6 protein-coding genes are annotated in these 3,469 nt (G+C 66.7%); 1 reads left to right on the top strand and 5 read right to left on the bottom strand.

Annotated features, from left to right (window positions below; genetic code table 11):
• The coding region (locus FJY73_14190) for a hypothetical protein (GenBank protein MBM3321810.1) at window positions 1–437 on the bottom strand (437 nt) is incomplete at its 3' end.
• A gap of 212 nt (window positions 438–649) precedes the next feature.
• On the opposite strand from FJY73_14190, the gene FJY73_14185 reads away from it, so the two are divergent.
• Window positions 650–1,291: a deoxynucleoside kinase gene (locus tag FJY73_14185; protein MBM3321809.1), complete on the top strand. Its 642-nt coding sequence runs from the start codon at window positions 650–652 to the stop codon at window positions 1,289–1,291.
• On the opposite strand, the gene FJY73_14180 is transcribed toward FJY73_14185, so the two are convergent.
• From FJY73_14180 to FJY73_14165, 4 genes are all read right to left on the bottom strand, one after another.
• Entirely contained in the window at window positions 1,256–1,489 is a 234-nt protein-coding gene (locus FJY73_14180; protein MBM3321808.1) for a DUF2007 domain-containing protein, read from the bottom strand. The genes FJY73_14185 and FJY73_14180 overlap by 36 nt on opposite strands.
• A 152-nt stretch (window positions 1,490–1,641) precedes the next feature.
• Window positions 1,642–2,064 (bottom strand): DUF2752 domain-containing protein, encoded by a 423-nt coding sequence (locus tag FJY73_14175; GenBank protein MBM3321807.1) that lies wholly within the window; start codon window positions 2,062–2,064, stop codon window positions 1,642–1,644.
• A gap of 4 nt (window positions 2,065–2,068) precedes the next feature.
• Window positions 2,069–2,725, bottom strand: coding sequence for a YIP1 family protein (locus FJY73_14170; GenBank protein ID MBM3321806.1), 657 nt, complete (start codon window positions 2,723–2,725; stop codon window positions 2,069–2,071).
• A gap of 70 nt (window positions 2,726–2,795) precedes the next feature.
• Window positions 2,796–3,469 (bottom strand): endonuclease V (locus tag FJY73_14165; GenBank protein MBM3321805.1); only part of this gene is annotated, 674 nt, incomplete at its 5' end.

The raw sequence follows: 3,469 nt of genomic DNA, 5'->3' as shown, positions 1-3,469 counted from the left end.
CGCTGGTACGCGGTGAACTCGGGCTCCATCACCGTGTGGCACACCTCGCCGCAGAACCGGTTGGAATCGGTGAAGTGGACCCCCTGGTACGCCGCCACAGAGAGAACGACCAGATTGACGATCGTGAGGAGAAGAAAGAGGACGACCCGCCTCTGCTGCTCCGACTCGGTGAGGTCGACAACGACCGCGCGGCGTTCCCTTCGCGCGTGAAGCGCCCGTCCGATCGGAATGAGCGCGAGCCCGAAGAGAAAGACCCCCGGAAGAACGAGGAACGTGAGGATCCCAAGATAGGGATTCCTCTGGAGCCCGAGGAGCTCGAGCCCGAAGAGCCCGGCGAAGAGCACGAAGGAAACGGTCGTGAGGAGGACGCCGGCGAAACCGACCGGGTGCGCCGTGAGGACTCGGAGAAAACCGGACCACCCCGCGGGTAACCGCATGCGACTCTCCATCCGGGCGGGTCGCGGATGTCGCTCGCGAGAGGACTCGACGCGCCCTCTCTCGCGCGGCGCCCGGGTTCCGTTCGGGGGGCGCGACTCAAGGCCAGGATAGACGAGCGCGCCGGACGGGTCCAAGAGAAAACTGTCGCTCCGCTTGCCGCCGTGTCGGGGCGCGGCTACAATACCGGGCGTCTTCCATCGGAGAGGTTGCGATGCTGGTCGGCTTCGCTGGAAACTGCGGAACCGGGAAATCGACGATTTCCTCGGAGGTGGCGCGCCACTACGACGGAATCCTCGTCCTCGAGGACGAGAAGGCGAACCCCTGGTTCTCCGATTTCATCTCAGGGCGGCGAGAGACGGCGTTCCAAGCGGAGCTTTGTTTTCTCTCGAACAAACTCTCGGACATCCGAAGCGCGAACCCCCAGAGGATGGTGGTCGTCGATCGGATTCCGGCGGAGGACGTGGAGATCTTCGCTCCCTACTGGGCGGGCGAGGGGCTGCTCGATCCTCTCGACTACGATCTCTACCGCCGCGTGGCGGAGCAGCTTCTCCTTTCCATCCCGCCCTTCGACGTCATCATCTATCTGCACGGACCGATCGCGCTTCTCGTCGAGCGCCTTCGCGCGAGACGGGGGAGCGCGTTCAACGAACGGGTGGAGAGGATGGTGCGCGCCCTGCAGCCGCGTTACGAGGCTTGGGAGAAGAAGCTGCAAGGTCCGGTCATTCGCCTCCCGATCGAGGAGCACGACTACCTGGGCCCCTCGTGGAAGGAGGACCTCGCAAGGTTGGTCTCCGCGATCGAGCGGTTCCGTTTCCCGCTACTCAGCGGGGAGATCCGGCCCGCGATGCCCTGAGAGAATCTCGCGCGCCCTCTCCGCGTCTTCGGGGCGAACGAGGATGCGCACCTCTCCCACGCCGTCGATCGTGATCGGATGTACCGACTGGACGAGCGTCGCGCGGAAGATCGCCTCGATTCCGTTCGCCTCGAGGAGAGACCGGGCGACGAGCGCCTCGGAGTCGTTCTGCATCTTCGCCACTTCCACGAGCTCCATCTTCCCGTCCTTCGAACCGGTTTCACAACCTCCTTCTGCTGCGATCGGCTGCGAAGCTCGCCCGCGGCGTCCTCGTTCCTTGCTGGCGGGCTTCTCGCTCGATCTCGCGACGAAGCAGGTTATGAACCCGATTCTCGCTTTTGAGACTCGAGTCATCTCCGTGTCCATAGTAATAGGTAGATCCAATTGACGGCGAGCGCAATCGGGATCGCCCAGAGGGCCGCGCGCGCGGCGGTCCGTCCCCAAGCGGCGGGGAGCGCTCTCTTCCCCGCGAGGAGGAGCGCGACGGAGATCACGCCCCACGCCGCGAGGAGAATCGCGCCGAGCGCGAAGAAGGGATGGAGCGCGATCGCCTCGCCGATCCGTCCATGGCCGAGAGCCGCGAGCGCCCGAAGGCCGAAACAGGTCGGGCACGGGACTCCCGCGAAGACGTGGAAGGGGCAGGGGACCGAATAACCGATCGTCTCGGAGAGAAACCTCGCCCCGCCCGCCGTCGCGAGCGCGCCTCCGCCGAGGATCGCACCCCAAACGAGTCCGGAAGAGCCGTTGCGCGCCGATCGCGTCTCGCTCGCCATTCGACTACCCCTGGAAGAGAATGCGCCCGGCGAGCGCGATCCAGAGGAGCGCTCCGAAGCAGCCGCCGAGAACGAGGACCGGGAGAAAGACGGCGACGATCGCCTGCCCGATGTTCGCCAGGTGGCACTCGCGGATGCCGATCACGACGAGGACGAGCGCCCACGCCTTCCCGATCGTCCCTCCGCAGAAGGGGAGAAGGCCGAGGAGAAGAGGGGGCGTTGAGTAGCAGAGGATTCGGAGCGTCGTCTCGAAGGGCCGCGCCGCCGCGCCGAGAAGAACCAGCCCTCCGTGGAAGATCCCGGCGAGAAGAACGAGGCCGATCGCCGCGAGGACGGGCGCGGACAGAATCTTGATCCATGAAGAGAAGAACGCGACCGCGAGCGGGAGGCCGGGCGAGATCCCCTCGCGGGAGAGAATCAGGAACGGGATCGGGGTGACGACGAAGACCCAGGCGACCTGAACGAGCGTGGTAAGCACAACAATCCCGATCCCGAAGAGGGCCGCGTCTCGGAGGTTCCCCGTCGGCCGGAGCGAGCGGAAGAACGCGGTCGGGCGGAGGGCCGATCCGACGACGGTGTCGAGCAGCGCGCGGAGCGCTCCGATCGCCGCTCGCCGCTCCCACGGCGGGCCCTCTGCAAGCGGTCTCCTCATCTCATCCATCTCGTTTCCTCCTCGTCTCCATCCGTACCGTCCGTCTCTTCCGGCTACGAGGAACGCGCCTCCTCGGTTCCTAGCCCGAAGCTCGATGCGAGGCGTGCTCTCTCTTCATCTTCTCCACGGCGATGTGCGCGAGCCGCGTCGGCTCGGGGAGCCGATAGCCGCGGCAGCAGGCGAGCACGTGTCTCCGGGCGAGCGGGAGCGAGGTCCGGTGCCCGACGGAGACGTAGACGGGACGGACCCCGTCCCGCGTGCGGACCGCCGACCCAACGACCCGACCTTCGTACCGGATGTCCGAGTGCTCTCCTCTTCGATGCCCGAGCGCTCCGTGCACGCCGACAAGGAGCGATTTCGCGCACCCGATGCTCGGCCGATCGAGAAGGAGACCGACGTGCGAGGCGAGGCCGAACCCGCGCGGATGGGCGATTCCTTGACCGTCGAAGAGAATGAGGTCCGGTTCCTCGCGCAGCATTCGAAACGCGCGAAGAAGAAGTGGAGCCTCGCGGAACGAGAGGAGACCCGGAACGTACGGAAATCGGCTTGGACCCGACGCACGCATCTCCTCGCGAACGGCGAGGGTCTTCGCGTCGAGGAGAAGGACCGCGGCGTACAGACGGTCGCTCTCCCGGTCGCAGGCGATGTCCGCGCCGGCGACGAGCCGCGGTCGCAGCGGCCCGCCCCGCCGGACGACGCGCGCGGCGAGGCGTCGCTGGAGCGCGGCCGCTTGGCGCGGTGGGAGGTTCCACG

Source organism: Candidatus Eisenbacteria bacterium, from assembly GCA_016867715.1.
Classification (GTDB): domain Bacteria; phylum Orphanbacterota; class Orphanbacteria; order Orphanbacterales; family Orphanbacteraceae; genus VGIW01.
Note: the sequence above shows the minus strand (reverse complement) of the source record. Positions and strands in the feature narration are given on the sequence as shown.